Origin of the sequence: Paraburkholderia sp. SIMBA_030, from assembly GCF_046535245.1 — a bacterium.
In the GTDB taxonomy this organism is placed as follows: Bacteria; Pseudomonadota; Gammaproteobacteria; order Burkholderiales; family Burkholderiaceae; genus Paraburkholderia.
The window spans coordinates 183883-210231 of sequence record NZ_JAWRXB010000015.1 but is presented as its reverse complement, the minus strand read 5'-3'; the positions used below and the strand labels follow the sequence as shown (position 1 = coordinate 210231).

Below are 26349 nucleotides of genomic sequence, written 5' to 3'. Positions count from 1 at the left end.
TACGGGGTGCGATGTCTCTGCATGATGGACACCTCCTGTTCCAAAGAATAGGTGTCCACGAAACCGGGTCAACTCCATATTACTAAGGGTCTCTCAGTCGAGAAATTTGAAGCCAGAACTTCGATCGCAGCCAGTTCGGCTGTACGCTGACGTCGCGAAGGGGAGTAGCATCACGCTGACGTCGCTGTCTTCCAAACTTGCTTGTGTCGAAGGTAGCTAAGCGAATCGTAGGGCAATGGGAGGGCGGGTAGAACAGCGCCATTTGGCCGCCCCCACCCGCAGCATCGTGAGCTGGAATAGCCCTCTTTCCGTCCAGTGCGCTGGAAACTGACTCCCTGCGGTGGGAGGCCGGTTTCTGGTGAGCCCAGAGATACACCGAAGTGTGGGCTCGACGGTCAATCACTTTGACTCAGGTTGCGCGCTTCCGCCGGCACATGGGGCGGGGGTGAACGTTGTCACCTTGTTTTCCCGTAAAGCGCTATTCGATCGCTAAAGCGCCACTGGCACTTTGACAACAGCCGCAATGGCCGCGTTTCCGTTAGGTCGACTTCTTGGGTACAGGCGAGCATCGTAATGCCACGCGGCACGCCTAGGCAGCGAATGGAAAGTACGCCGCCTGGAGCTGAAAAACGGACCACGGTCTACGAGCCTTTCAAAGCGATGTCGACAGGCTTTTGAGCAGATAATAAAATCAGTTTTTTCTACACTAGCATACGTTTGCATTACATTTTTTCTGGTCTATTGCTAGCCGGATAGCTTCCTTTTCCCAGTCTTTTGCATTTTTTCTTACTTCTATTGTGCAGGGACAGTGAGCCTTCATTGTCGCGACGAATCGCACGCCGGATAAGTGGCGTAATCGTCAATCTCCGGTAACATCGCGCCATGCATAACCATCTCGTCGTCGCGCTGGTTTATGACCGGCTTTGCACTTTCGAATTCGGCTGCGTGACCGAGCTGTTCGCGCTCGAACGTCCGGAACTCGGCGTGGACTGGTATCGCTTCGCGGTGTGCGCGAGCGAGCCCGGCCCGATTCGCGCGGCAGGCGGCATCACGATCGCCGCGCCGTACACGCTGAAGCTGCTGGAACGTGCGGACACGATCGTGGTGCCCGGCTGGCGCGACGCGAACGAGCTGCCGCCGCAAGCGCTGCTGAAGAAAATTCGCGCCGCCTACGAGCGCGGCGCGCGGCTCTGTTCGATCTGCTCCGGCGTGTTCGTGCTGGCGGCGGCAGGCGTGCTCGACGGCAAGACGGTCACCACGCACTGGCGTTATGCCGGGAAATTGCAGCAGCGTTACCCGCAGCTTCGCGTGCAGCCGGACGCGCTGTATGTCGACGAAGGGCGGATCATCACCTCGGCGGGATCGGCGGCGGGACTGGACATGCTGCTGCATCTGGTGCGGCGCGATCATGGCAGCGCCGCGGCGAACCGCGTCGCGCAGCGGCTCGTGGTGCCGCCGCATCGCGAGGGCGGCCAGGCGCAGTTCGTGCCGCGTCCGATGCCGCAGGACGAAAGCGGGCGTCTGGCGAAGCTGATGGATTGGGTGCGCCGGCATCCTGCTTTGCCGCACACGTTGCGCTCGCTCGCCGAGCGCGCGGCAATGAGTCCGCGTACGTTGCAACGGCAATTTCATGACGCCACCGGCATGGCGCCTTACGAATGGCTGGTACGCGAACGTGTGGCGATCGCCCGCGAGCTGCTCGAAGCGCACACGCCGCTGCCGATGGCGCGGGTCGCGGAGCTGGCGGGCTTCGGCTCGGAGGAATCGCTGCGCCGGCATTTCCGGCGCATCGCGTTGACGAGCCCGGGCGCATACCGGAAGAAGTTTGGAGCGGCTTGATGCACGCTGCATGACCTCTCCCCGTGGGGCACCAAACGCTTTGCGCAACATCCCGCTCCGGCCAACACGGCGCAAAGCACCTCGCGCTGGGCGTGGCGGTTGATCGAGCCACTCGCTGAGCGGCTCGCCGCATGCTTGAACCATCCTGGCAGGTTCGCGCATTTGCCGATTTTCTGTCAGGATCACAGCCAGCGTCCCTGCCAACGCACGTTAAGACGTGTGGTGCGTCCGGCTACACGAAGCGCGTCCTCGAAACGCGTCACAGCCATCGCTTTCTCCTGCTCATGAACGCCAAGATCGCCGTCGCCGCTGCTGCCGTTGTCGTTTCTGCTGCTACGCTTGCAGCGCTCATGCCTGCCGTCGTCGCGGCCGCCACGCCGCGGACCGATTCGCGCGCCGATCTCTATCGCCGCAGCATCCTGGCCGGCAAGGACGTGCCGTGCCGGACCAACGCGTCGTGCGCGGCATTGGGCGTCGCGGCGCTCGAAGCCGGGCGCATCAAGGACGCGCAGACGCTGGTGGCGATGGAAGCCGCGCTCGCCGAGGCCACCACCTTGCAAGCCGACGAAGAGAACGTGCCGAAAGCGACCAGTTCGGCGCGTGCTCGCGTAGCGATGGCGCTGGTCCATCAGGGCGACGTGCAACTGAGGCTGGGCGCGCTGCCCGATGCCCGCGCGTACTACAAGACGGCGGTGAGCCGCGGCAACGACTATCCGAACGATGCGCTGCTCGGCCGCGCAGTGACGGCGGCGCGCGAGCGTCTCGAATCGATCGCCGGCAAGCAGGTGGTGGACGGCCTGCCGCCGGCCGGCGCGCGGTTTGCCCACTACATGTTTCTCGGCGCGTGGAACAGCATCGCGGTCAAGCCGGTGAAAGGGCGGCGCGGTGTTTACCAGATCGACGGCGACTTCCTGTATCCGACTGTCGGCGCCGACGGTCAGCCGGGCGCGAACGTGGGCAGTCTGTCGGCCTATGTGCGTTTCTACGACGGCGTGGCGCGCGTGCCGGTGATCGACAGCGGCAGCGACGCGCCGCTCGACGCCACCGCGAAGATCACCAATCTCGCGCCTTACGACAAGCACGAGAACAGATGCCTGATCGAGTTCAAGCTCAGCGAGCCGGAGACGCTCGACGTGCGCACGCATGGCTCGGTGACGGAATGCGGTCTCGGCTTCAGCGTGAGCGCCGACGGCCGTTACTATTTGATGACCGGCTCCTGAGCCCACCCACGCGGCGGCGTGATTCGCGTGAAGCCGCAAAATCTCCACGCGCTTGTGGATTCGCTTCGCGCGCCCTGAGAACGCGTACCAAGGGCTCATGCCGAACCAGCACCGAGCTCGCACTGAAAGGGAGCCCCCATGCTCGATATCGCACAGACTATCGCCAGCTTCAACGCCGGTCGCGACCCCGAACGGCTCGCGATGAAATACAAGCTCATGCGTAGTTCGCCGTTCGTGTTTCTGCGCGGCACGTGCCATCTGTTTTATCAGCGCCTGCCGCGCGACAAGATGCTCGACGCTGCGCCCCCGGTCTGGATTTGCGGCGACATGCATCTGGAAAACTTCGGCAGCTACAAGGGCGACAACCGTCTCATCTACTTCGATAACAATGACTTCGACGAAGCATGCCTCGCGCCGAGTCCTTTCGAGCTGGTACGCCTTCTCACGAGCGTGCTGGTCGGCGCGGCCGATCTCAAGCTCAGCCGCGCGGAGGCGCTCGCGCTCTGCCACACCGCGCTCGGCGCATACAGCGAGGCATTGGTCTTCGGCAAAGCGCGCTGGATCGAAGCGGAAACCTCGGTCGGCATGGTGCGCGACCTGTTCGACGCGCTGGCGAGCCGCTCGCGCGCCGCGCATCTGGACCGGCGCACCACGCTCAAGGGCAAGACCCGCGCGCTGAAAGTGGACGGCAAGAAAGCGCTGCCGGTCAGCGACGAGGCGCGCGCCGCAGTCACGGCGTTCATGAACACGTTCGCCGCTAGCGAGGCCAATCCGGACTTTTACCGCGTCATCGACGTGGCGCGGCGCATCGCCGGCACCGGCAGTCTCGGCGTCGACCGCTATGTGATTCTCGTCGAAGGTAAAGGCTCGCCGGACGGCAACTATCTGATCGATCTGAAAGAAGCGCTGCCTTCGTCGGTGCTGCCGCATGTGCGCACGTCGCAGCCGAAGTGGCAGACCGAAGCGCAGCGCGTGGTCGAAATTCAACGGCGCAATCAGGCGGTCTCGCAGGCGTTTTTGCACGCCGTGGAATTCAATCAGCGCTCGTATGTGCTGCGCGGTTTGCAGCCGTCGGAAGACCGGGTGGCGTTGAACGACTGGAACGGCAAGCTGCCGCGCCTCGAAGCGGTGGTCAACAGCATGGCGGAGCTGAGCGCGTGGGCGCATCTGCGCAGCGGCGGCCGGCAAGGCTCGTCGATCGCCGACGAACTGATCGCGTTCGGTGCGCGTCGCGACTGGCAGTTGCCGTTGATCGAAGTCGCGGTGCAATGCGAAGCGCAGGTCGCGGCCGACTGGAAAGCGTATTGCGATGCCTACGATCGCGGCGCGTTCAATGTGCCGCCGACCCGTCCAGACAAACCCTGATTGCTGCGTTGAATTCGCCGCTGCTATCGTTCGCTGGTCGTGTGGAAGCGCTTCCACGCTAGCTTCCGACGCACCCGGTTCAACGACCTCAGCGCAGGAGAATCCGTGGCAAACGACACATCTGCTGTTTCCGACGCTGCATCTCACCACTCGCTCTCCGATCCCTTTACACCGCCTGCCGACTCGTCGCTGTGGCGCAAGAACTTCCTGCTTGGCGCGGCCACGGCTTCTTACCAGATCGAAGGCGCGGTAAATGAAGATGGCCGCCTGCCGTCGATCTGGGACACCTTCTCGGCGACTCCCGGCAAGGTGCTGGCCGGCGACACCGGCGCGGTCGCATGCGATCACTACCATCGTTGGGAGGCGGATGTCGACATGCTGGCGGGGCTCGGCCTCGAAGGCTATCGGCTCTCGATCGCCTGGCCGCGCGTGATGGATGCAGCCGGCGCGCCGAATCGCAAAGGGCTCGACTTTTACAAGCGCCTGTTGAACCGGCTGAAAGAGAAGGACGTCACGACCTTCGTGACGCTGTATCACTGGGACTTGCCGCAGCATCTGGAAGATCGCGGCGGCTGGCTCAACCGCGATACCGCCCACCGTTTCGCCGATTACGCCGATCTGATGAGCCGCGAACTGGCCGGCACGGTCGACGCATGGGCCACGCTCAACGAGCCGTGGTGTTCGGCGTATCTCGGCTATGGCAACGGGCATCACGCGCCGGGCCTCGCCAACGAACGCTTCGCGACCCAGGCGATGCACCATCTGCTGCTCGCGCATGGTCTCGCGCTGCCTGTGTTGCGTGGCAACGATCCGGCTTCGCAAAAGGGTATCGTCGCGAATATTGGCCGCGGCACGGCGAATACGGACAGCGCAGCGGACCGCCGCGCGGCGCATCTGTTCGAGGTCCAGCACAATGCGTGGATTCTCGATCCGCTGCTCAAGGGCGCCTACCCGCAAGACCTGTTCGAACTGTGGCCCGGCACCGAGCCACTGGTGCTGGACGGCGACATGCAGACGATTTCAGTGCCGATGGATTTCCTCGGCATCAACTATTACTTCCGCACCAATGTCGCGAGCGACGGCGCGCACGGTTTCAGGGACGTGCCGCTCGAAGGCGTCGAACGCACGCAGATGGGCTGGGAGGTTTATCCCGACGGCTTGCGCGATCTGTTGATCGGTTTCAAGGGCACGTATCGGAACTTGCCGCCGATCTACATTACCGAAAACGGCATGGCGTCGGATGATAAGGTGATCGACGGCCGGGTCGACGATACGCAGCGGATCTCGTTCCTGAAGCGCCATCTCGCCGCCGTGGATGGCGCGATCAAGGCGGGTGTCGATATTCGCGGCTATTTCCTCTGGTCGCTGATGGACAACTTCGAGTGGGCGTTCGGTTATGAGCGGCGTTTCGGCGTGGTGCACGTCGACTACGGCACGCAAAAGCGCACGGTTAAACGCAGCGCGGAGCTGGTGGCCAAATTCCTGAAGGAGCGTAAAGCCAGGGTGTAATGCGGGCAGGATGTAATGCGGCAAGGGTTTAATACGGTTTGTATGTCGACCTGAAACACGGGCGCCAAGCCCGGCGCAACTATCTTGCATGGGACCGGAGTAAGCGCTAAAGCACTAACTCCGATCGACAGCTTTGCATGGGACCGGAGTAAGCGCTAAAGCACTAACTCCGATCGACAGGAGACGGAATGAACAGCAAAAAAATAGCCGTGGCGAGTGTCGTTGCGGCACTGGCGTTGTCTGGCGCCGCCGCGCATGCGGAGCCCTTGAAGGCCAACGTGATTCACTGGTGGACGTCCGGCGGCGAATCGGCCGCGATCCGCCAGTTTGCCGATGCGTATAACAAAGCCGGCGGACAATGGGTCGATAACGCGGTGGCCGGCGCCGATCAGGCGCGTTCCACGGCGATCAACCGTATCGTGGGCGGCGATCCGCCCACGGCCGCGCAATTCAATACGTCCAGGCAGTTTCACGACCTGATCGACCAGGGCCTGCTGAACAACGTCGACGATGTCGCCGCAAAAGAGAACTGGAACGGCGTGTTTCCACAATCGATCATCGACAGCATCAAGGTGAAGGGGCATTTCTATGCCGCGCCGGTCGATATCCACATGCCGGCATGGTTCTTCTACTCGAAGCCGGTGTTCCAGAAGGCCGGCATTGCCGCCGAACCAAAGAGCTTCGATGAATTCATTGCCGACCTCACCAAACTGAAAGCCGCGGGCGTGACGCCGCTCGCGTTCGGCGGCCAGCCGTGGCAGGAAAAAATCACCTTCGATGCGGTGTTCGCCGATGTCGGCGGTCCCGATCTTTATCTGAAGGTGTATCGCGATCGCGACATGAACGCAGTCAAGTCGGATGCGTTCAGGAAGGTGCTCGCGTCGTTCAAGCGCTTGCACGATTTCGTCGACGCGGGTTCGCCCGGCCGCAACTGGAACGACGCTACCGCGCTGGTGATTTCCGGCAAGGCCGGCGTGCAGATCATGGGCGACTGGGCCAAGGGCGAATTCTCGGCCGCCAATCAGAGTGCCGGTAAAGACTTCGGCTGCTTCCCGGGTTTCGGTCCGCATTCGCCGTATCTGGTAGCGGGCGACGTGTTCGTGTTCCCGAAAACCGACAACGCCACCGCGATCAAGGCGCAAAATCTGCTCGCCACGGTGATGACCTCGCCGTCCGCGCAGGTCGCATTCAGCGCGAAAAAAGGCTCGATTCCGATTCGTCCCGATGTGGATGCCAGCAGTCTCGACCTCTGCGCGAAGGAGGGTATTGCAATCATGAAGGACAAGTCGCGTCAGTTGCCGAATCCGGAAATGTTGCTCTCGCCTGACACGCAGGGCGCATTGATCGACGTCATCACGAACTTCTGGAACAAGAACCAGTCGGTCGACGATGCGCAGAAGGCGTTTGCCAGCGCGCTGAAGGGTTGAGCACGGCAATGCACGCGCTCAAGCTGCAAGCCGCCCGATCCAGGCAACAGAAAAAGCCGCTGAAAAAACGATTACCGCCGGCGGCATGGGTGGCGTTGCTGCCGATGGTCCTGACCGTCGTGTTCGCGTATCTCGGCACGATGGTCTGGACCGCGCGCGTGTCGCTCAGCAATTCCCGCACCTTTCCTTCCGGCGACTTCGCGGGGCTCACGCAATACGCGCGGCTCTTTCATAACGACCGCTGGCTGCTGTCGCTGCAAAACATCGTGATTTACGGCGCGTGCTTTATCGTGGCGTGCACGGTGATCGGTTTGCTGCTGGCGATTTTCATCGATCAGCGCGTGGTGGCGGAGGGCACGCTGCGCACGGTGTTTCTCTATCCGTATGCGATGTCGTTCGTCGCGACGGGTCTGGTCTGGCAGTGGATTCTCAATCCGGAACTCGGCGCGCAGACCGTGTTGCACAAGCTCGGCTTCGCGCACGCGCGCTTCGACTGGATCGTCGACCAGGACTGGGTGATCTACACCGTCGTCATCGCAACGGTCTGGCAGGCGTCGGGCCTCGTGATGGCGTTGCTGCTGGCAGGCTTGCGCGGCATCGACGACGAACTGTGGAAAGCCGCGCGCATCGACGGCATTCCGCGTTGGCGCGTGTATGCAAGCATTGTCGTGCCGATGCTGGGGCCCTCGATGTCCACCGCCTTCGTGCTGCTGTTCGTGATGGTCGTGAAGCTCTACGACGCCGTGGTCGCGATGACGCAAGGCGGCCCCGGCACAGCCAGCGAGGTCCCGGCGAAATTCATCATGGACTATCTGTTCGGCCGCGCCAACATCGGCCTCGCGTCCGCCGCGTCGATCGTGTTGCTGGTGACGGTATTGGCGATTCTCACGCCGTTCTTCTATGCCCGCAGCCGCGCCGCGTTGCGCAAGGACGTCTGATGAACGCGATCGATTCTCCGCTAAAAGCACCGCCGGCACGTCCTGCACGTCCGCGTCGCCGCACGAAATTCGCGCCGGCACGCGTGGGCGTCTACGCGTTTCTGCTGAGCGCCGCGCTGTTCTTCCTGCTGCCGCTGTATGTGATGCTCGTCACGTCGGTGAAGCCGATGAGCGAGATTCGGCTCGGCAATCTGCTCGCGTTTCCCGCGCATTTCACGCTCGATGCATGGAGCGCCGCGTGGCAATCCGCATGCACGGGGCTCGATTGCAACGGCATCCAGGTCGGCTTCTGGAATTCGGTGCGGATTGTCGTGCCGAGCACGGTGCTGTCGATCCTGATCGGCGCGGTGAACGGTTATGCGCTGTCGTTCTGGCGCCCGCGCGGCGCCGATCTGCTATTCGGCGTGCTGCTGATGGGCGCCTTCATCCCGGTGCAGGTGATGGTCTATCCGCTGGTGCGCGTGCTTGCGAGCGTGCATCTGTTCAGTTCGCTGCCGGGCATCGTGGTGATTCACACGATCTTCGGCATGCCGGTGATGACGCTGCTGTTTCGCAACTACTACGCGTCGATTCCGCAGGAGCTGTTCAAGGCGGCGCGCATCGACGGCGGCGGTTTCTGGCGTATCTTCGTGCGACTGATGCTGCCGATGTCGACGCCGATCATCGTCGTGGCGATCATCATGCAGGTGACGGGGATCTGGAACGACTTCATTCTCGGCCTCGTGTTCGCCGGCACAAAAAACCTGCCGATGACGGTGCAATTGAACAACATCATCAACACCACGACCGGCGAGCGGCTCTATAACGTCAACATGGCGGCGACTATTCTGACCTCGCTGGTGCCGCTTGCGATCTACTTCATTTCGGGCCGCTGGTTTGTGCGCGGCATCGCGTCCGGCGCCGTCAAGGGATAGGCATGACCAATCTGGCAAGCGTGGCGAACATGGCCGCTGCAGCTGATACTGCTGACGCGGTGAATGTAGCGAACCCGGCCAACGCGGCCAATGTGTCGGTGCGCAACCTGACGATCCGGCTGGGCGCCAACACCGTGATCGAGAATCTCGATCTCGACGTGCGGGCCGGCGAGTTCGTCGTATTGCTCGGCCCATCCGGTTGCGGCAAGTCCACCTTGCTGCACAGCATCGCGGGCTTGATCGACGTCACCGATGGCAGCATCGAGATCGCCGGCGAGGACATGACGTGGGCCGATCCAAAAGACCGCCGTATCGCGCTGGTGTTTCAGTCGTACGCGTTGTATCCGACCATGAACGTCGAGCGAAATCTGTCGTTCGCGTTGCGCATCAACGGCACGCCGAAGGCGGAAATCGAGCGGCGCGTGGCGCGTGCGTCCGACATGCTGCAACTCGGACCGCTGCTCAAGCGCAAACCGGCGCAACTGTCGGGCGGCCAGCGGCAACGCGTGGCGATCGGCCGCGCGCTCGTGCGCGAAGCCGACGTGTTCCTGTTCGACGAGCCGCTCTCGAATCTCGATGCCAAGTTACGCGCGGAACTGCGCCGCGAACTCAAGCAACTGCACCAGCGCCTCGGCGCGACGATGATCTACGTGACGCACGATCAGGTCGAAGCGATGACGCTCGCCACGCGCATGGCGGTGATGCGCGGCGGCGTGATCCAGCAGTTCGGCACGCCGGCCGAAGTCTACGCGCGGCCCGACAACCTGTTCGTCGCGACGTTTCTCGGCTCGCCCGCGATGAATCTGCTCAATGGCAGGCTGGAGCGGCGCGACGGCTCGCTGTACTTTTGTACGCCGCATTGGCGGCTCGACGTGTCGCCGTACCTATTCAAAAGCGTGCCCGCTGATCAGTTGCCGTGCGTGCTCGGCGTGCGGGCGGAAGACGTGCGCCCGGGCGACATGCGCGTAGGCGATGTGCGCGCCGGAGCGGGCTCGAACGTGAGCGTGAGCGAATCCGCCAAGGTTTCCCTCGTTGAACCGATGGGCAACCACCGTGTCATTTGGCTCGACTATCATGGAGAACAGATCGCGTCGATTGATCAGACAAAAACGCCGGTGGCGGTAGGCGACGTATCGGCATTTTCAGTCGACTGCGCACATATTTCGTTGTTCGACGAAGCGGGCGGGGCGCGTCTATAGCGATAGCGACGGCATGCAGCGCTGGTTAATCAACATGGTTTGACGGAGAACCGCGTGGCAACACTCAAAGATGTCGCGGCACTGGCTGGCGTCGGCATGTCGACCGCGTCGCGGGCCATTTCCGGTAAAGGACCCATTTCGGCCGATGCTGCCGCACGCGTAAAGGCAGCTATCGAAGCGCTGAATTTTCGCCCGTCGTCGATCGGCCGGGCGATGGCGACGCAATCGCTCGGCATCATCGGCATTTTCGTGCCGACCTTCTTCGGCTCGTACTACGGCACGATTCTCAAGCAGACCGATGCGGAACTGCGCGCGGTGCGGCGTCATGTGGTGGTCGCGACCGGCTGCGGAGAGGTGTCGCCGCGCGAGCAGGCCATCGAGGCGGTGCGCTTTCTGATCGGCCGCGATTGCGACGGCGTGGTGGTGATCAGCCACGATCTGCACGACGACGATCTGAACATGCTGCATCGGATGCATCCGAAGATGGTGTTCCTGAATCGCGCGTTCGATCAACTTCCGGAGGCGTCGTTTTGCGCCGATCACCGGCGCGGCGGCGAACTCGCGGCGCGCACGCTGCTCGACCATGGGCATCGCGAGATTGCCGTGATTTCCGGGCCGTTTAGCGCATCGGACAATCTAACCCGGCTCGAAGGCTTCTTTGCCGAACTGGCGCGTGAAGGTATTACGCGCGCCGACGTCACGCTGATCGAATCGGACTTCTCGCCGGAAGGCGGCTATGCCGCGGCGCAGAAGCTGCTCGATACGAAGCGGCGTTTCACCGGTCTGTTCTGCGCGAACGATACGATGGCGGTGAGCGTGCTGGCGCGCTTTCACCAGGCGGGCATTGCCGTGCCGGACGAAGTCTCGGTGATCGGCTACGACGACGATTATTCGGCCGCCTATGCCGCGCCGGGGCTCACGTCGGTGCATATTCCGACCGCGGAGCTGACGCAGAATGCCGTGCGCTGGCTGGTGAATCAGTGCTACCGGACCTCGTGGGAGATCATCCGCGAGTTTCCGGTAAGCGTGACGATGCGGGAATCGGTGGGGCCGGCGCCGGTTACGGCGAGGTCTTCGATCGAGCCTGCCGGGTGTGGCACCACCGCGTTGTAGCGTCTACGTAGCGGCGCTTGATGACCGCTTGATTACCGCTCAAGTGCCGCTACGCAGCGATTGTTCGTAGCGCAGGCGAGCTTCTTCGTCGAGCCGCGTATCTTCGAGTTCCTGCAGCACGGCTTCGAGATCGATCGGCGTGGTGTCCAGTTCGACGCGGCCGGTCAGCTTCGCATCGACGTGCAACGCGCCCGCTTCGAACAGCGCCCAGATTTCCTTGCCATAGCTCGCGTCGAGCAAGGCCGGTGCGAAACGGCCGAAATACGTGGCGAGGTTGTTCACGTCGCGCTCCAGCATCGCCGGCGCTTCGAGATTGCCCGCGGCATCCACGGCTTGCGGCAAGTCGATGATCACCGGACCATCGGCGGCGAGCAGGATGTTGTATTCCGACAAGTCGCCGTGAATCACGCCGGCGCACAGCATGCGCACGACCTGGTTGAGCAGCAGCGCGTGCAATTCGAGCGCGCGCGCTTCGGTCAGGTCCACGTCGTTCAGACGCGGCGCGACGTTGCCGTCGGCGTCGGTGACCAATTCCATCAGCAACACGCCGTCGGTGCAAATGTACGGCTGCGGCACGCGCACGCCGGCATTGGCAAGCTGGAACAGCGCATCGACTTCGGCGTTCTGCCACGCCTGCTCCTGCACTTCGCGGCCATAGCGGCTGCCTTTTTCCATCGCGCGCTGCTGGCGGCTGTTCTTGACCTTGCGGCCTTCGCGATACGACGCCGCCTGGCGGAAACTGCGCTCTCTGGCGTCTTTATAGACCTTCGCGCAACGCGTTGCGTCGCCGCTGCGCACCACGTAGACGGTGGCTTCCTTGCCGCTCATCAACTGGGAGATGACTTCGTCGATCAGGCCTTCTTCGACCAGCGGCAGCAGACGTTTCGGGGTTTTCATGCGGCCGCCGGGAAGCGGTAGGCGGCGAAGCGGCCATGCGTGGCCGTTGGCGAGGGGGTGTAGTGCGGGGTTCGGGTCATGCCGGATTATAAGGGGTGTCGCGCAATATGCCGGACGCGGCGTGAAGGTGCCAGGTGCGACCGGCGCGCCTCCTATGCACCCAGCCGCTATGCCAGGGTCTTAAGCCTGAAAAACATTTTCCATCCGCTGTATTTCGGGCCGGGACCCACCGGCCTGTTACGTGCTGGCGTGTGGGCTTGTTAGTTTCGCGGGCGGAGTGCTGTTCAAGGAAGTGAAATAGGGCGGCGCTTTTACGGTGCGGGCGGCAACGCTTGAGCCGGCGGCGCCGCATGCGCCGCCGCCGGATGAGCGAAGCCCGCGTCGCCATAAGTACGCAGCACTTCGGCGATGATCACCTGATAGCCGTTGAGCCAGTTCGCCTGCGCGGCTTTCGCTTCCAGGTGAGCGGGATGCTGCATTAACGCCTGCAACGCTTCGAGCGACGCCCAGTAGTACACGTTCGAGGTCAGGCCGGTTGCCGCGTTTTCCCACGCTTCTTCGCCGAGATAACCGGGAATGGCTTTGGCAGCCATCGCGATTGCCTCGTCCAGGCGGTAGAAGCGTTCGTCGAGTTGCTTCGTTGCGAAAATGAAAGTGGACGTGTACATGGCGAAACCGGTTTATAAACTCGCAAAAGTTTGCGCATCATAGCGCACTAAATTGCACACGTTTATCCCCCCATTTCCAACGGTTTTTCGCCGTATTTTCACGAGCGAAAACGCCAGTGCCGAAAATGACGGCGTAATCCGTTGCAACACTGTTTTGCGGTTTTCCTCATTCTTTTCCTGCGGCTATCGCTTAGACTACGCGTAACATTTTGTTACTGGGGTGCGAGATGTTGGCCGTGTTCATGATTGCCTGTCCTATTTGCATCGCCGCGCTGTTCGGTTTCGCACGGCGCGTGGATCCATTGACAGGGCAGTTCAAGCGTTAAATTCGAATTTCAGGTGTTTCACAAGCGGAGTCCGGAGATTCCCGGCTTTCGCTGGCTTATTGAGCCGATTCATCCCCTGCGTCTTGCTTTTGTGTGCCGACTCGCGGCACGATGCGCGATAAACCTGAATAGGGGCTGCATCGCGCATGCAAGATTTTCTGGCAAACATGGCCACGCGCCTTGGCGTACTGAAAGGCGTCTTTCCTTTGAACCGGGCTGCGGCGGCGCGCGATGCGCTGGCCGGCGTGGAACTCGCGTCGATGGATATTCCGCAAGTACTCGGCTATGCGCGCATTGCCGGCATGCCTGCAGTGACCGGCCTTTACACCGTCTTTTTGCCACTGATCGCGTTTGCGTTTTTCGGCGCATCGCGGCATCTCGTGGTTGCCGCCGACTCGGCGACGGCGACCATTTTCGCAAGCCGGCTGTCGACCATGGCACCGGCTGCGAGCGCGGCGTATGCGGTGCTCGCCGCGATGGTCGCGCTGTTCACCGCCGCGTTGCTGCTCATCGCGCGGATTTTCAAACTCGGCTTTCTCGCCGACTTCCTGTCGCGCACCGTGCTGGTCGGTTTTCTGGCCGGCGTCGGCGTGCAGGTCGGCATTGCGATGCTGGGCGATATGCTCGGCTTGCCCGGGCACGCCGCGCGCACCATCGATCAGCTTGCGCTGGTCGCGCGTGAAGCGGCGCAGGCTAATCTGCCGACGCTCGGTATTTCCGCGCTGGTGGTCGTCTCCATTCTGGTATGCAAGCGTTTCTTGCCACGCGTGCCGGTGCCGTTGATCGCCGTGGTCGCGGGCATCGCCGCCAGCGACTTCTATGGCTTCGCTGCGCACGGCATCTCCGTGCTCGGACCGGTGGCGGGCGGACTGCCGCCGCTGCGCATGCCGTCGGTGACATGGCAGCAGGCGCTCGACCTGCTGCCGGTCGCAGCGTCATGTTTCGTGATGATCGTCGCGCAAAGCGCCGCGGCGAGCCGCGTGTTCGCCGAGCGGCATCACGAACCTGTCGATATCAATGCCGACCTGCTGGGCCTCGCCGCGGCCAATACCGCTGCCGCGTTGACCGGTGCGTTCGTCGTCAACGGCAGTGCGACGCAAACGGCCATGGCCGACCGCGTCGGCACGCGCAGCCAGTTCGCGCAACTCGTGTTCGCCGTGGTGGTGGTCGTGGTGCTGCTGTTTTTCAGCCGGTTTTTGCAGTATCTGCCGCACTGCATTCTGGCCAGCATCGTGTTTACGATCGCCATCGGCCTGATCGATCTGAAGACGCTGTTTTCGATTCGCCGCGAGAGTCCGGGCGAATTCACGCTGGCCGTGTTCACCGCCACGGCGGTGGTGCTGATCGGCGTCGAGCACGGCATTGTGTTGGCGGTTGTGTTCTCGCTGTTGCGGCATGTGCGGCACAGCTACCGGCCGCACATCATGGTCCTTGTACCCGGCGACGACGGCGTCTGGGTGCCGGCCGTGCCCGGCGAGCAAACCGCGCCGGGGCTGATCGTCTATCGCTTTGGCGCCGATCTGTTCTACGCAAACGATCATTTTTTCGTCGAAGCTGCACGTCAGCTGATCGCGCGCGCGCCGAGTCCGGTGCGCTGGTTCGTGATCGACGCGAGCGCGATCACGGACCTCGATTATTCGGCGGCGCGCTCGGTGGGCGAGCTATGCCAGACGTTGAAGCAGAGCGGCATCGAAGTGATCTTCGCGCGCGTGAACCGTTATTTGCGCTCGGATATGGATCGGCACGGCATTACGCCGATCGTGGACGCGAGCTGCATTTTCAACACGCTGCACGAGGCGCTGCACGCGGCCGGGGGGCATAGCCAGGCGAGCGCGTGAAACGCGCTATCGCGGCATGGACGGTATTACAGTGCGGATAGGCGTGGCAGCGTCTATTGATCGGTTTTGGTGTTGGTCAGATCAAAAATATATCGTTTTCCAGCACTTTTGGTCATGGTTAAACTTGACGTCGCGCGTCTCTCGATACGCGAACCCACTTTTCTATCTGCGAGCTTTCCCACCATGAGCGTTGCCGAAACCGTTTTGCCGCCGTTCCATCTGGCGTTTCCTGTTCATAGCCTCGTCGCCGCGCGCGAGTTTTACGGCGACCTGCTGGGTTGTCCGGAAGGGCGCAGCTCGGCGGAATGGGTGGATTTCAACTTCTACGGCCACCAGATCGTCGCGCATCTCGCGCCGGAAGAGGCCGGGCATCGGCAGACCAGCAAGGTCGACGGCGACGCGGTGCCGGTGCGCCACTTCGGCGTGGTGCTGTCGATGGCCCAATGGCAAGCCGCGGCGAACAAGCTGCAGCAGGCAGGCATCGACTTCATCATCGAGCCGCACGTGCGTTTCAAGGGCGAAGTCGGCGAACAGGCGACGATGTTCTTTCTCGATCCGTCGGGCAACGCGCTGGAATTCAAGGCGTTTGCCGATATGTCGTCGTTGTTCGCGAAGTAAATTCATCTGCCTGAACTGGAAGGCCGGTCACCCGAAAGGGTCGGCCGGCCTTTTGTTTCAGCGTTTAAAAAACACCGATCTCCCGCCGCCAAACGTTTGCCAATCACGAAGTCGCGCATCGCGCGATCAGGCGCATACTTTTATATTAACCTTCCTGACAATTCCGCCATTTTGGCGCCATGCAGGCGTTGGTGCTACCGATCTAGCATAAGCACTGATTCACCGGGAGAGGCGCGCGGCATAGGCTCCGGCAACCTGTGCTCAGGTCCGCCGGCTTCGGCATGTCATAGGCCGAAGCCGCGCGACCGTCCAGTCACGGCGATTCAGTTCCTTACCTGCATTCTCTCGGGCGCGTTTCAATGTGGATCGTCAACGTAGCGCTAAAGCGGCCATACACGTTCATCGTGATGGCCATTCTGATCCTGCTGGCGACACCATTCGTGCTGTTGACCACGCCGGTCGACGTGCTGCCGGAAATCAACATTCCGGTAGTCAGCATCATCTGGACGTACACGGGCTTGTCGGCCGAAGACATGGCTCATCGGATGACGTCGGTCAACGAGCGCAGCTTGACCACCACGGTCAACGACATCGAGCACATCGAATCGCAGTCGCTCGCCGGCGTCGCGATCATCAAGCTGTTCCTGCAACCGAACGCGAACATCCAGACCGCGATCGCGCAGACGGTGGCCGTCGAACAGGCGCAGCTCAAGCAGATGCCGCCGGGCGCCACGCCGCCGCTGGTGATCAGCTATTCGGCGTCCAGCATTCCCGTGATCCAGCTCGGCTTGTCGAGCCCCAAGCTGTCCGAGCAGGCGCTCAACGACACCGCTTTGAATTTCCTGCGCCCGCAACTGGTGACGATTCCGGGCGCAGCGGTGCCGTATCCGTACGGCGGCAAATCGCGTTTGATCTCGGTCGATCTCGACACGCGCGCGCTGCTGGCCAAAGGGCTGACGCCGTCCGACGTGGTCAGCGCCTTCAATGCGCAAAACCTGATTTTGCCGACCGGCACGGCCAAGATCGGGGCGCGCGAATACACGATCAATATGAACGGCTCGCCCGCCACGGTGGAAGGGCTCAACGACATTCCGGTGCGCACGCTCAACGGCGCGACCACGTATCTGCGTGAAGTGGCCCACGTGCGCGACGGTTTTTCGCCGCAGACCAATATCGTGCGGCAGGACGGCCATCGCGGCGTGTTGATATCGGTGCTCAAAAGCGGCGGTGCGTCGACACTGGCGATCGTCAACACGCTGCATGGTTTGCTGCCGACCGCCCAGGCGGCGTTGCCGCCGGACCTGAAGATCACGGCGTTGTTCGATCAGTCGGTGTTCGTCAAGGCGGCGGTGCAGGGTGTGGTGCGCGAGGCGCTGGCCGCCGCCGCGCTGACGGCCGCGATGATTCTGCTGTTTCTCGGCAATTGGCGCAGCACCTGCATCATCGCGGTATCGATTCCGCTGTCGATCCTGTCGTCGCTGATCGCCTTGCATGCGCTGGGACAGACCATCAACATCATGACGCTCGGCGGCCTCGCGCTGGCAGTCGGGATTCTGGTCGACGATGCGACGGTGACGATCGAGAACATCGAACGGCATTTGCATATGGGCACGAATCTGCACGATGCGATTCTCGAAGGCGCCGGCGAAATCGCGGTTCCCGCCCTCGTGTCGACGCTGTGTATCTGTATCGTGTTCGTGCCGATGTTCTTCCTGACCGGCGTCGCGCGTTACCTGTTCGTGCCGCTCGCCGAAGCGGTGGTGTTCGCGATGCTCGCGTCGTACATCCTGTCGCGCACGCTGGTGCCGACCCTCGCCATGCTGCTGATGGGTCATGCGCACAAGCCCAAAGCCGGTGCGCGGCCGAACCTGTTCATGCGCCTCTATCATCGATTCGACGCCGCCTTCGAGCGCATGCGCGGCGCGTACATCGTGATTCTCAGCAGCCTGCTGGTGCGCCGGCGTCTGTTCGCCGGCGCGTTCCTCGGGTTTTGTGTGGCGTCGATGGGTCTCGCGCTCGTGCTCGGCGAGGACTTCTTTCCGAGCGTCGATGCGGGCGACATTCGTCTGCACATGCGCGCGCCGACCGGCACGCGTATCGAGGAAACCGCGCGTCTGGCCGACGAAGTCGAAAAGGTGATTCGCGAGGTAGTGCCGCGCAACGAACTCGGCACGATCCTCGACAACCTCGGCTTGCCGTACAGCGGCATCAATCTCTCGTATAGCAACGCGGGCACGATCGGCACGCTGGACGGCGAGATTCAGGTGGCGCTCAAGGCGGACCACAAGCCGACGCAAACCTATATGGACAGATTGCGCGCGGTGCTGCCGCAGCGCTTTCCGGGCGTCGAGTTCTTCTTTCAGCCCGCCGACATCGTCACGCAGATTCTCAACTTCGGCTTGCCCGCCGCGGTCGATGTGCAAATTTCCGGCGCAGACCAGCAAGGCAACTTCGACGTCGCCCGCAAGCTGCTGAAACAGGTGCGGATGATTCCGGGCACCGTCGATACGCACATCCAGCAGAAGCTCGACGAACCGGCGATCAATCTTCAGATGGATCGCACCCGCTTGCAGCAACTCAACCTGAGCGCGAGCAATGTGGCGCAAAACGTGCTCATTTCGTTGTCGGGCAGCTCGCAAACGTCGCCGGGTTTCTGGTTCAACAATGTGAACGGCGTCGAATACAACGTGGCGGTGCAAACGCCGCAATACCAGATCTCGTCGATCGACGAGCTATTGCGCACGCCGGTGTCGGGCTCGGCCACCGGACCGACGCAACTGCTCGGCAACCTGGTGCGCGTCGCGCCGCAAACCCAGTTCGCGGTGGTCACGCACTACAACATCAGGCCGGTGATCGATCTGTACGTGAGCGTCGAAAAGCGCGATCTCGGCAGCGTGGCGAACGAGGTCGACAAGCTCGTCAACAACGTGCGTGCGTCGCTGCCGCGCGGCAGTCAGATTACCCTGCGCGGTCAGGTGCAGACGATGCGCAGCTCGTTCTTCGGTTTGGGACTCGGTGTGGCGATGGCGATCGTGCTGGTGTACCTGCTGATCGTCGTGAACTTTCAGTCGTGGGTCGATCCGCTCATCATCATCAGCGCGTTGCCCGCGGCGCTCGCGGGTATCGTGTGGATATTGTTCCTGACGGGCACGCATCTGAGCGTCCCGGCATTGACCGGCGCGATCATGACGATGGGCGTGGCGACCGCCAACAGTATCCTGATGGTGTCGTTCGCGCGCCAGCGGCTGCGGGCCGGTGCGCCGCCGCTTACCGCCGCGCTCGAAGCCGGCGCGAGCCGGATCCGGCCGGTGCTGATGACCGCGTTCGCGATGATCATCGGCATGATTCCGATGGCGCTCGGTCTCGGCGAAGGCGCCGAGCAAAACGCACCGCTCGGCCGCGCGGTGATCGGCGGTTTGCTGTTCGCCACGGTGTCCACGCTGTTTTTTGTGCCACTCGTGTTCGCGGGTATTCATGGCCGCCTCGCGCGCCGCCGCGGTGACGACATTAACGGCGGCAATGGTGGAGATGAAGGCGGTACAGGCCGCCATGGCGACGCACCTGATGACGGCCCCGCGCCGGACCACGGCGGTGACGGCAAGCATGCGTAACGTTAAATGACGGCTGACTGAGATGACCGAAAAAACTCATGCATCGCTAGCGATTCCTTCGCGAGAGACCGAAAGCGGCCACGCCTTGCCGCCGCGCAATCGCGAATGGAGGCGCGCAAAAATCGCCGTCTGGATCGTCCTCGCGCTGCTCGCGGTGGGCGCGCTGCGCACCGTCGTCGTGGATGTTCTGCAAAGCCGGACGGTGGCCGAAACGACTCGGCAGAACGCTGTCCAGTACGTCAACGTGGTGAGCCCGACGCAAACCGACGGCGGCGGCAACACCTTGCTGCCGGGCACCTTGCGCGGCAATGTCGAATCGCCGATCTATGCGCGCTCCACCGGTTATCTGCTGCACTGGTACGCCGATATCGGCACGCGCGTGAAGCAGGGGCAATTGCTGGCCGATCTCGATACGCCTGAAATCGATCAGGAGCTCGCGCAGGCATTGGCGCAGCGCCAGCAAACCAGCTCGATCCTGGGCCTCGCGAAGAGTTCGCTGGAACGCTGGCAGCAATTGCGTCAGCGCGATGCGGTCTCGCAGCAGGAGCTCGACGAACGGCAAAGCGCCTATTCGCAGGACCTCGCCAATCTGGCCGCCGCCGACGCCAACGTTCAGCGCTTGCGGCAACTGGAATCGTTCAAGCGCATCGTCGCGCCGTTCGCGGGTGTCGTCACGCAGCGCAATGTCGATGTCGGCGATCTGATCGACGCGGGCAGCGGCACGAGCCGCGCGTTGTTCGCGCTCGCGCAGTCGGACCCGCTGCGGGTTTATGTGCAACTGCCGCAGGCGTATGCGCAGAACGTCACCGACGGACAGGCGGTGATCGTGACCCAGGCGGAATTGCCGGGGCAGCAGTTTCACGGCACGATCACGCACATTTCCGGCGCGATCGACGTGCCGACCCGCTCGCTGCAAGTCGAAGTAACGCTGCCGAACCCCGATGGCAAGCTGCGGCCCGGCGCGTATGTGCAGGTCGCTTTGCCGGCGGCCGCGCATGCGCGGCTGATGGTGCCGGGCAACGCGCTGCTGTTTCGCGCCGAAGGTCCGCGGGTCGCCGTGGTCGATCAGAACGGCAACGTGCAGTTGCGCAAAGTCGTGATCGCGCGGGATCTGGGGCAGTCGCTCGAAATTGAAAGCGGTGTCGAGGCGAACGACAGGATCATCGTCAACCCGAGCGATTCGATCGCGGACGGCGATCATGTGCAGATCGCGCAGCCGCAGCAAAACGGCAAGGGGGCGTCGTGAAGCGGGCAGTCACCTGCCGGGCAGGCACCATGCTGACGGCCGCTGCGAGCGCCGCGAGCGTGGCGTTAGTGGCCGCGTGCACGGTCGGGCCGGACTATCAGCGGCCGCAGGCCGAGGTGCCGCCCGCGTGGCAAACCGATTCTTACTGGCGTGTGGCCGTTCCTTCGCACGCGCCGATCTCACCTGACTGGTGGAGCGGCTTCGGCGATGCGACGCTGGCCGCGCTGGAAACCCAGGCGCTCGCCCAGAATCAGACGCTGGCCGCGGCCAGCGCCCACTATGCGCAGGCCAAGGCGACGCTCGCCAATACCAGCGCGCAGCGGATTCCCGAGGTCGATCTGGCGGCATCGGCATCGCGTTTCAGGATTTCGAAGGACCGTCCGCGCACCAACTACGCGATACCGACACAGTCGACGGTACAGAACAATCTTCAACTCGGCGCTACGATCAACTACGACACCGATCTATTCGGCCGGATACGTCGCGAGGTGGAAGGCGCGACGGCCTCGGCTGAGCAATCGGCCGATGACCTCGCCAACGCGCGGCTCGTGCTGAGCACTGACCTCGCGACCGATTATTTCTCGCTGCGCGAGCTCGACGCCGAGATCGGCGTGCTCAATCGTTCGGTGAAATTGCAGCAGCAGGCGCTCGACTATGTCACCGCCCAGCACGACCTCGGCGCGGTTTCCGGGCTGGACGTGTTGCAGCAAAAGTCGCAACTCGATTCGACACGCGTGCAGGCGCAATTGCTGCTGAATCAGCGCGCGCAATTCGAACACGCGATCGCCGCGCTGGTCGGTGTACCCGCTCCGCAGTTCGCGATCGAGCCCAAGGTTCTCGACGCGCAGGCGCCGTCGATCCCGCTCGGCGTGCCGAGCGACGTATTGCAGCGCCGCCCCGATATCGCATCGGCGGAACGCGCGATGGCCGCCGCGAATGCGCAGATCGGCGTCGCCAAGGCGGCGTTCTTTCCGAGCCTGACGCTGACGCCGGGCATCGGTTGGGAGAGCACGCAGTTCGCCAGTTTGCTGAGCGCGCCCAGCTTGATGTGGACGCTCGGCGCGGCGGTCGGCCAGGTAGTGTTCGACGGCGGCCGCCGCGCGGCGAACGTCGAATTCGCGAGCGAAGGCTACAAAGCCACCGAGGCGAACTACCGGCAGACCGTGCTCAACGCATTCCAGCAAGTGCAGGACGGCATCACCGGCCTGTCGGTGCTGGACGGCGCGGCGAAGGAATCGCACGAAGCGGTGACCGATGCGCAGCATCTGCTGTCGCTCGCCAACGACCGCTATTCGGGTGGCCTCGTCGCTTACCTCGACGTCATCACCGCACAGCAGTCGTTGCTGACGAGCGAGCGCCAGGACGTGCAGATCCACGGTCAGCAGATGACCTTGTCGGTCGCGCTGGTGAAAGCGCTCGGCGGCGGCTGGGATGTTTCCGCCAGCGCGGCCGACAATCAGGCGGCGAGAGAGACGAAGGATGCAACGGCTTCCGCGAAGTGAGCTGGATAAAAGATGGCAGGGCCAGCCAGGAAAGATCGCGGCGAGGCGTTTCGTATAATGCAAACACATGGGGACGCGCATGAAATTGCTGATCGTTGAGGACGAGCATAAGGTGGTGGACTACCTGCGCTCCGGTTTGACAGAGCAAGGCTGGGTCGTCGACGTCGCGCTCGACGGCGAGGAAGGCACGTATCTGGCTACCGAATTCGATTACGACGTGATCGTCCTCGACGTGATGCTGCCCAAACGCGACGGCTTCAGCGTGCTGAAGGCGCTGCGGATGCGCAAGTCGACGCCGGTCATCATGCTGACCGCGCGCGATCATGTGAACGACCGCGTGCGCGGCCTGCGCGAAGGCGCGGACGACTACCTCACCAAACCCTTCTCGTTCCTCGAACTGGTCGAGCGGCTGCATGCATTGGCGCGCCGCACGCGTGCGCAGGAATCGACACTGATTTCCGTCGGCGATCTGTTCGTCGATCTGATCGGCCGGCGCGCGACCCGCGACGGCGTGCGCCTCGACCTGACCGCCAAGGAGTTTCAGTTGCTTAGCGTGCTGGCGCGCCGGCAAGGCGACATCCTGTCGAAAACCGCGATTACCGAACTGGTGTGGGACGTCAATTTCGACAGCCATACGAACGTGGTCGAAACCGCGATCAAACGATTGCGCGCCAAACTCGACGGCCCGTTTCCTTCGAAGCTATTGCACACCGTGCGCGGCATGGGCTACGTGCTCGAAGTGCGTGAAGAGGCCGAACTGCCATGAACCGTTCGATCGCCCGCCGCCTCGCGTTGATGTTCGCACTCGTCGCGCTACTCGTGTTCACGCTGGTCGGAACAGGGCTGTTTCTGGTGTTGCGCACGCAACTCGAACGTCACCTGCGCGAGTCGCTCGACGGTCGCACGGAGATCGCGCGGATCATCGTTTATCACGCGGGGACGCCGGAAAAGTGGCGCATGGCGCGCGAAAAACTCACCGACATGACGCCGCACGACGGCAGCACGACGTATTCGGTGTCGAGCGCCGATCCGGATTTCCACTACGGCAAGCCCGTCGAGGGGCCGGCGGTGAAGAGCTGGCAGGGCGGCTACGCGCGCGTTTCGCCAGTGGGCGGCGGCGCGGACATGCTCACCATTACGAAACCGATACCCGCTTACGGCGCGCGTCCGCCCGTGCAATTGCAAGTCGCCGCCAGTTGTTCGCCCAACGTGATCACCATGCGTGTGTTCGGTCTTGCGCTCGGCGCGCTGTCGGCGTTAGGCAGTCTGGCCGTGCTGTTGCTCAGTTATTCGGTGACGCGATTGGGCCTTGCGCCGTTGACGCGCTTGACGAGGGACGCCTCCGCGGTGAGCCCGAACAACCGTTCGCAGCGCCTGAATACCGCCTCGCTGCCGCTCGAGCTGAACGACCTCGCCAACTCGTTCAACGGCGCGCTCGAGCGGTTGGACGGCGCGTATGGCCGCCTCGAATCGTTCAATGCGGACGTCGCGCACGAATTGCGCACGCCGGTCACGATTCTGATCGGACAAACCGAGGTGGCGTTGACGCGTAACCGCTCGGTCGACGATTTGCGCCACACGCTGCAATCGAATCTCGAAGAGTTCGAACGCATGCGCACGATCATCAACGACATGCTGTTCCTCGCCCGCGCCGATCAGGGCGAGCGGGCGACCGGTCTGGTCGAGGTGTCGCTGGCCGCGGAAGTCGCACATACGCTGGAGTTTCTCGAGATTCCGCTGGAAGAGGCGCGCGTGCATGCCCAGTTGCGCGGCGACGCAATGGCGCGCGTGAACCGCTCGCTGTTCGGCCGCGCGTGCACGAATCTGCTGATGAACGCGATCCAGCACTGCGCGCCGGGCGCGGCGATCACGGTGACGATCGCGCGTGAAGCGGATCGATTGCGGGTAGCGGTGGCCAATCCTGGCGAGCCGATCGAGCCCGCTGTGCTTGAACATCTGTTCGACCGCTTCTATCGCGCGGAAGTGTCGCGCACCAATAGCCGCGAAAACCACGGGCTGGGTCTGGCGATCGTGAAGGCGATCGCGGAGATGCATCGCGGCACGGTGTCGGTGGAATGCGCGCACGGCATCAACACGTTTGCGTTTTCGATCGCGGCGCCGCGCACGGAGAGCGAGCTGCCGGCGGCGCGCTCGAATGCGGGCGTGCCGGTTCCCGCTGAAGCCGCCAGTTACTCGTCGCTGGCAAAGGGCAAATCGGCCTGAACCGGCACACGCCGTTTCACGGGTTGCGCATTGGCCGGCGTCAAAGCGCTCACGCGCACCCCTAGCAGACGCAGCTTGCGGTTCAGCTCCACCCGTCTCAGACATTCGGTCGCCGCGCGCCGTATCTCGGTCGCGTCCGCGGTCGGCTCGTCCAGGGTCAGATCGCGCGTGACCGTGCGGAAATCGTCGTAGCGCAGCTTTATGCCCACGGTGCGGCCCACATAGCCTTTGCGCACGAGGTCTTCCGCGACCCGCACGCACAAGCCGGTAAACGAAGTCGACAGCGCCGGCCGGTCGTGACGCGGATGCAGATCGCGCTCGAAGGTCGTTTCGCGGCTCATCGACTTGGGTTCGGATTCGACCACCACCGGCCGCTCGTCGTGGCCTTGCGCGACTTGCGCGAGCCACGCCGAATAGCTGCGGCCGAAATTGTCCTGCAACAGCGCCGGGTCCGCCGCCGCCAGATCGCCGACGGTGGCGAAACCGAGCGCGGTCAGCTTTTCCGCCGCCTTCGGCCCGATTCCGTTGACCTTGCGCACCGGCAGCGGCCAGACCCGCAACGGCACGTCGGCGGGCGTCAGAATCGTGAGGCCGTCGGGTTTGTCGAGTTCGGAGCCGATCTTCGCCAGCAGCTTGTTCGGCGCCACGCAGATGGAGCAGGTGAGGCCGGTCGCCTGATTGACCGCCTGCTTGATTTGCGCGGCAATCTCGCGCGCTTCGCCGGGCACCTCAGTGAGATCGATATAGATTTCGTCGATTCCGCGGTCTTCGATCCGGTCGGTAAACGTGGCGACCGCCGCTTTGAACAGGCGCGAGTAGTGGCGATACGAGTCGAAATCGGTGGGCAGCAGAATCGCGTCCGGCGCGAGCACCGCGGCTTTCATCATGCCCATTGCCGAGAACACGCCGAGCGCGCGGGCTTCGTAAGTCGACGTGGTGACCACGCCGCGACCCGCATAATCGCGCAAGCGCGCGAAACGGCGCGTGCCGTCTTCCAGCATTTGCGGCGCGCCGTTGCGGCCGCCGCCGATCACCACCGCCGTGCCGCGTAGTTCCGGATAGCGCAAAAGCTCAACCGACGCGTAGAACGCGTCCATGTCCAGGTGCGCGATACGGCGGCTTGCAGAACTCATGGATGGCGGAAACGGATAACAGCAGCGGGCGGAGAACGTCAGCGCCGCGCCGGTGCTGCCCCGCGCATGGCTCGCTGCGTCGGGCGTCCGGACGCGTTTGGCGTGATTCGCCGCGCGCCGGATGCCAAACCGTCATAGTACCTTGCTCCGCCTGGGCAAGGCACCGTGCTGCTCGCGATTACTGCTTGATGCCTTCAGCCTGGATATTCAGCGTGGTCAGCATCTTGAAGCCGTAGGTCTTGCCGAAGTCGACGCCGAAGTCGTCGCGGTTGAACGTCGCGGTCGATTCCGTGCCGCACACTTCGCGCTTGAGCATCGGGTTCATGATGCACTTGAACGATTCGATCTTCAGGTTGACCGGCTTGGTCACGCCATGCATCGTCAGCGTGCCGATCACTTCCACCGGCTTGTCGCCGTCGAAGCGAATCTGCGTGCCCTTGTAGGTCGCGGTCGGGAACTTCGCGGCGTCGAAGAACTTGTCCGTGACCAGTTCCGTGTCCAGCTTGCCGTTACCGATATCCATCGAGCTCATATCGATCGTCACGTCGACCGTGCCGGTCTTCGCCGCGCGATCCAGCACGACGGTGCCGCTGCTCTTCGTGAACTTGCCGCGCCAGATCGACAGGCCGCCGAAGTGGTCGGTTTCGAAGCTCGGGTACGTGTGCATCGGGTCGAGTTGATAGGTGTCGGCGGCCATTGCGTTGAACGACGTGGCTGCGGCGAGCGCGCCGGCGGCGAGCAAAAGTTGTTTCTTCAAGTTCTT

General features: G+C 63.0%; 20 protein-coding genes. 16 read left to right on the top strand and 4 right to left on the bottom strand.

Annotated features, from left to right (window positions below):
• Nucleotides 1–882 precede the first annotated feature (882 nt).
• The 9 genes from ftrA (at nucleotide 883) to SB772_RS25565 (ending at nucleotide 11524) form a co-directional block, all read left to right on the top strand.
• Nucleotides 883–1839, top strand: a complete 957-nt coding sequence (gene ftrA, locus SB772_RS25605; RefSeq protein ID WP_410835980.1) for a transcriptional regulator FtrA — start codon at nucleotides 883–885, stop codon at nucleotides 1837–1839.
• A 284-nt stretch (nucleotides 1840–2123) separates the two neighbouring features.
• The gene (locus tag SB772_RS25600) at nucleotides 2124–3059 is read left to right on the top strand and encodes a hypothetical protein (RefSeq protein ID WP_410835979.1); all 936 of its coding nucleotides are present in this window, start codon (nucleotides 2124–2126) and stop codon (nucleotides 3057–3059) included.
• Nucleotides 3060–3197: 138 nt separating this feature from the next.
• Nucleotides 3198–4424 carry a DUF2252 domain-containing protein gene (locus SB772_RS25595; protein ID WP_410835978.1) on the top strand — a complete coding sequence of 409 codons (1227 nt, stop codon included), beginning with the start codon at nucleotides 3198–3200 and terminating at the stop codon, nucleotides 4422–4424.
• A gap of 105 nt (nucleotides 4425–4529) precedes the next feature.
• A complete protein-coding gene (locus SB772_RS25590; RefSeq protein ID WP_410835977.1) occupies nucleotides 4530–5933 on the top strand; it encodes a GH1 family beta-glucosidase in 1404 nt (467 codons plus the stop codon).
• A 188-nt stretch (nucleotides 5934–6121) separates the two neighbouring features.
• Nucleotides 6122–7360 (top strand): ABC transporter substrate-binding protein, encoded by a 1239-nt coding sequence (locus SB772_RS25585; RefSeq protein WP_410835976.1) that lies wholly within the window; start codon nucleotides 6122–6124, stop codon nucleotides 7358–7360.
• Between the two features lie 8 nt (nucleotides 7361–7368).
• Complete coding sequence (locus SB772_RS25580) at nucleotides 7369–8298, top strand: carbohydrate ABC transporter permease (RefSeq protein ID WP_410835975.1); 930 nt, start codon at nucleotides 7369–7371, stop codon at nucleotides 8296–8298.
• Nucleotides 8298–9212: a carbohydrate ABC transporter permease gene (locus tag SB772_RS25575; RefSeq protein WP_410835974.1), complete on the top strand. Its 915-nt coding sequence runs from the start codon at nucleotides 8298–8300 to the stop codon at nucleotides 9210–9212. Before SB772_RS25580 ends, SB772_RS25575 begins: the two co-directional genes overlap by 1 nt.
• 29 nt (nucleotides 9213–9241) lie before the next feature.
• Nucleotides 9242–10411, top strand: a complete 1170-nt coding sequence (locus SB772_RS25570; protein WP_410835994.1) for an ABC transporter ATP-binding protein — start codon at nucleotides 9242–9244, stop codon at nucleotides 10409–10411.
• Nucleotides 10412–10465: 54 nt separating this feature from the next.
• The gene (locus SB772_RS25565; RefSeq protein ID WP_410835973.1) at nucleotides 10466–11524 is read left to right on the top strand and encodes a substrate-binding domain-containing protein; all 1059 of its coding nucleotides are present in this window, start codon (nucleotides 10466–10468) and stop codon (nucleotides 11522–11524) included.
• A gap of 39 nt (nucleotides 11525–11563) precedes the next feature.
• Here SB772_RS25565 and SB772_RS25560 read toward each other — a convergent pair whose 3' ends face one another.
• Both SB772_RS25560 and SB772_RS25555 read right to left on the bottom strand, forming a co-directional pair.
• Entirely contained in the window at nucleotides 11564–12421 is an 858-nt protein-coding gene (locus tag SB772_RS25560; protein WP_410835972.1) for a PA4780 family RIO1-like protein kinase, read from the bottom strand.
• 311 nt (nucleotides 12422–12732) lie between these two features.
• Nucleotides 12733–13089 (bottom strand): antibiotic biosynthesis monooxygenase family protein, encoded by a 357-nt coding sequence (locus SB772_RS25555; protein ID WP_410835971.1) that lies wholly within the window; start codon nucleotides 13087–13089, stop codon nucleotides 12733–12735.
• Between the two features lie 472 nt (nucleotides 13090–13561).
• On the opposite strand from SB772_RS25555, the gene SB772_RS25550 reads away from it, so the two are divergent.
• From SB772_RS25550 to SB772_RS25520, 7 genes are all read left to right on the top strand, one after another.
• The gene (locus SB772_RS25550; RefSeq protein ID WP_410835970.1) at nucleotides 13562–15253 is read left to right on the top strand and encodes a SulP family inorganic anion transporter; all 1692 of its coding nucleotides are present in this window, start codon (nucleotides 13562–13564) and stop codon (nucleotides 15251–15253) included.
• A gap of 183 nt (nucleotides 15254–15436) precedes the next feature.
• On the top strand, nucleotides 15437–15871 hold the full coding sequence (locus tag SB772_RS25545; protein WP_410835969.1) for a VOC family protein: 435 nt from the start codon (nucleotides 15437–15439) through the stop codon (nucleotides 15869–15871).
• 359 nt (nucleotides 15872–16230) lie between these two features.
• Nucleotides 16231–19482 (top strand): efflux RND transporter permease subunit, encoded by a 3252-nt coding sequence (locus tag SB772_RS25540; RefSeq protein ID WP_410835968.1) that lies wholly within the window; start codon nucleotides 16231–16233, stop codon nucleotides 19480–19482.
• Nucleotides 19483–19504: 22 nt separating this feature from the next.
• Complete coding sequence (locus SB772_RS25535; RefSeq protein WP_410835967.1) at nucleotides 19505–20728, top strand: efflux RND transporter periplasmic adaptor subunit; 1224 nt, start codon at nucleotides 19505–19507, stop codon at nucleotides 20726–20728.
• A gap of 29 nt (nucleotides 20729–20757) precedes the next feature.
• Complete coding sequence (locus tag SB772_RS25530; protein WP_410835993.1) at nucleotides 20758–22230, top strand: efflux transporter outer membrane subunit; 1473 nt, start codon at nucleotides 20758–20760, stop codon at nucleotides 22228–22230.
• Between the two features lie 79 nt (nucleotides 22231–22309).
• A complete protein-coding gene (locus SB772_RS25525) occupies nucleotides 22310–22996 on the top strand; it encodes a heavy metal response regulator transcription factor (RefSeq protein WP_410835966.1) in 687 nt (228 codons plus the stop codon).
• Complete coding sequence (locus SB772_RS25520) at nucleotides 22993–24453, top strand: heavy metal sensor histidine kinase (RefSeq protein ID WP_410835965.1); 1461 nt, start codon at nucleotides 22993–22995, stop codon at nucleotides 24451–24453. Before SB772_RS25525 ends, SB772_RS25520 begins: the two co-directional genes overlap by 4 nt.
• On the opposite strand, the gene dinB is transcribed toward SB772_RS25520, so the two are convergent.
• Together dinB and SB772_RS25510 are read right to left on the bottom strand one after the other, a co-directional pair.
• On the bottom strand, nucleotides 24420–25586 hold the full coding sequence (gene dinB, locus SB772_RS25515; protein WP_410835964.1) for a DNA polymerase IV: 1167 nt from the start codon (nucleotides 25584–25586) through the stop codon (nucleotides 24420–24422). The genes SB772_RS25520 and dinB overlap by 34 nt on opposite strands.
• A gap of 178 nt (nucleotides 25587–25764) precedes the next feature.
• Nucleotides 25765–26343: a YceI family protein gene (locus tag SB772_RS25510; protein WP_410835963.1), complete on the bottom strand. Its 579-nt coding sequence runs from the start codon at nucleotides 26341–26343 to the stop codon at nucleotides 25765–25767.
• Nucleotides 26344–26349 lie beyond the last annotated feature (6 nt).

What these genes read in the sequence shown, in the direction of transcription:
- SB772_RS25540 (WP_410835968.1), top strand. Translation starts at nt 16,231, where the DNA reads ATGTGGATCGTCAACGTAGCGCTAAAGCGGCCATACACGTTCATCGTG.
- SB772_RS25595 (WP_410835978.1), top strand. Translation starts at nt 3,198, where the DNA reads ATGCTCGATATCGCACAGACTATCGCCAGCTTCAACGCCGGTCGCGAC.
- SB772_RS25570 (WP_410835994.1), top strand. Translation starts at nt 9,242, where the DNA reads ATGGCCGCTGCAGCTGATACTGCTGACGCGGTGAATGTAGCGAACCCG.
- SB772_RS25600 (WP_410835979.1), top strand. Translation starts at nt 2,124, where the DNA reads ATGAACGCCAAGATCGCCGTCGCCGCTGCTGCCGTTGTCGTTTCTGCT.
- SB772_RS25530 (WP_410835993.1), top strand. Translation starts at nt 20,758, where the DNA reads ATGCTGACGGCCGCTGCGAGCGCCGCGAGCGTGGCGTTAGTGGCCGCG.
- dinB (WP_410835964.1), bottom strand. Translation starts at nt 25,586, where the DNA reads ATGAGTTCTGCAAGCCGCCGTATCGCGCACCTGGACATGGACGCGTTC.
- SB772_RS25575 (WP_410835974.1), top strand. Translation starts at nt 8,298, where the DNA reads ATGAACGCGATCGATTCTCCGCTAAAAGCACCGCCGGCACGTCCTGCA.
- SB772_RS25555 (WP_410835971.1), bottom strand. Translation starts at nt 13,089, where the DNA reads ATGTACACGTCCACTTTCATTTTCGCAACGAAGCAACTCGACGAACGC.
- SB772_RS25580 (WP_410835975.1), top strand. Translation starts at nt 7,369, where the DNA reads ATGCACGCGCTCAAGCTGCAAGCCGCCCGATCCAGGCAACAGAAAAAG.
- SB772_RS25545 (WP_410835969.1), top strand. Translation starts at nt 15,437, where the DNA reads ATGAGCGTTGCCGAAACCGTTTTGCCGCCGTTCCATCTGGCGTTTCCT.
- ftrA (WP_410835980.1), top strand. Translation starts at nt 883, where the DNA reads ATGCATAACCATCTCGTCGTCGCGCTGGTTTATGACCGGCTTTGCACT.
- SB772_RS25525 (WP_410835966.1), top strand. Translation starts at nt 22,310, where the DNA reads ATGAAATTGCTGATCGTTGAGGACGAGCATAAGGTGGTGGACTACCTG.
- SB772_RS25560 (WP_410835972.1), bottom strand. Translation starts at nt 12,421, where the DNA reads ATGAAAACCCCGAAACGTCTGCTGCCGCTGGTCGAAGAAGGCCTGATC.
- SB772_RS25535 (WP_410835967.1), top strand. Translation starts at nt 19,505, where the DNA reads ATGACCGAAAAAACTCATGCATCGCTAGCGATTCCTTCGCGAGAGACC.
- SB772_RS25520 (WP_410835965.1), top strand. Translation starts at nt 22,993, where the DNA reads ATGAACCGTTCGATCGCCCGCCGCCTCGCGTTGATGTTCGCACTCGTC.
- SB772_RS25585 (WP_410835976.1), top strand. Translation starts at nt 6,122, where the DNA reads ATGAACAGCAAAAAAATAGCCGTGGCGAGTGTCGTTGCGGCACTGGCG.
- SB772_RS25550 (WP_410835970.1), top strand. Translation starts at nt 13,562, where the DNA reads ATGCAAGATTTTCTGGCAAACATGGCCACGCGCCTTGGCGTACTGAAA.